General features: G+C 60.9%; 2 protein-coding genes. Both read right to left on the reverse strand.

Annotated features, from left to right (window positions below; genetic code table 11):
- The coding region (locus F7D08_RS09685; protein ID WP_193316294.1) for a carbohydrate ABC transporter permease at positions 1-836 on the reverse strand (836 nt) is incomplete at its 3' end.
- A gap of 67 nt (positions 837-903) precedes the next feature.
- The coding region (locus tag F7D08_RS09690) for a carbohydrate ABC transporter permease (RefSeq protein ID WP_152210430.1) at positions 904-1776 on the reverse strand (873 nt) is incomplete at its 5' end.

The raw sequence follows: 1776 nt of genomic DNA on the forward strand, positions 1-1776 counted from the left end.
CCGATGGTCAACGGGTACCAGTCGGCGTCCTTCAGCATGATCAACGGCAGGAAGTAGTTGTTCCACGTGGCCACGATCGTGAACAGGGCGGTCGTCACGATGCCCGGGGCGAGCAATGGCAGGCTGATGGTCCAGAAGGTGCGGAACTCGCTGGCCCCGTCCACGCGCGCGGCCTCGAGCAGTTCGGTCGGCACGGCCTGCTCGCTGAAGATCCACATCAGGTACAGGCCGAACGGGCTGATCAGGCTCGGGATGATCATGGCCCACGGCGTGTTGGTGAGCCCCAGCTTGGCGAACAGCAGGAACTGCGGGACCGCCAGGGCGATGCCCGGCACGCTGATCGAGCCGATGATCACGGCGAACACGGCCTTGCGGCCCGGGAAGCGGAACTTCGCCAACGCGTAGCCGCCCATGATCGCGAGCAGGGTCGCGCCGCCCGCGCCGACCACCACGTAGAGGAGCGTGTTGACCAGCCAGCGGCCGAAGATGCCGTCCTGGTAGGTGAACACCGTGGCGATGTTGTCCCACAGGGCGAAGGTCTTGCCGAAGCCGAGGCCGAACGTCGAGGTGAAGTCGGCCTGGGTCTTCGTGGCGTTGATCGCCAGGTACACGAACGGGAACAGGCAGTAGACCGCGAAGATCGCGCACAGGACGGTCATCAGGGTCGAGCGGCGCGGGTTGTTCACGTTCGCGAAGCCCGCCTTCTCGGAACGTTTCCTCTCGGCGGCCTCGTCGCGCGCGATGCGCTTCTGGCGTTCCCTCTCGGCCTTCCTGGCGGCCCTCTCCTGGGCCCTCAACTCCGCCTCGGTCAGGCGGGCACCCGTCGCTGCACTCATCACGCACGCTCCTTCACAAACACAATCCCGGTCGATCCACTCATCTCCATAAACGGCATCAGGCGCGTCACTTCATCTGCTCCTTCATGCTGTTGAGCTGCACCGCGTAGGCGATGGCCATCGTGATCACGGCCATGACGATCGCCAATGCGGCGGCGTAATTGCTCTGGTTGCCGGAGAAGCTCAGGTTGTACGCGTACATGTTCGGCGTGTAATACGTCGTGATCGCGTTGCCCGGCACCATGTTCTGCAAAATGGAAGGCTCGTTGAACAACTGGAACGAGCCGATGATCGAGAAGATCACCGTGATCGCCAGCGAACCCTTCAACTCAGGCAGCTTGATCGACCTGACGATCTGCCACTCCGACGCGCCGTCGATCGAGGCGGCCTCATACAGGGAGTGCGGGATCGTGGACAGGCTGCTGTAGAAGATCAGCATGTTATAGCCCGTGAACTCCCACGTGTTGATGTTGCCGATCGCCGCCAACAGCACCGAAGGCTTCAACACATCGATGTCCGTGCCGAAGAAATCATTGAACGAGCCGACCAGACCATACTTCGCGCCATACACGAAACCCCAGATCAGGGTGGACACCACGGCCGGCACCGCGTACGGCAGGAACGTCGAGATACGGAAGAACTTCGTGCCATGCAGCTTCATCGAATCGATCGCCAACGCCATCGCCGCCGCAAGGAACAGCATGATCGGCACCTGCACCACCGTGAACAAGGCCACACGACCCACACTGCTCCAGAACTGCTGATCCACCAGCAGACGCGAATAGTTCTCAAACCCAACGAACCTCGTGCCACCAATCATCTGCTTCTTAAAGAAACTGATATAGACCGCATACACGATCGGAATGATGAACACGAACACGAACACCACCGCAAAAGGCCACATGAACTTCCACCCACGCCAATCCGCCTTATGCTTGTT

This window comes from Bifidobacterium cebidarum (assembly GCF_009193305.1).
Taxonomy (GTDB): Bacteria; Actinomycetota; Actinomycetes; order Actinomycetales; family Bifidobacteriaceae; genus Bifidobacterium; species Bifidobacterium cebidarum.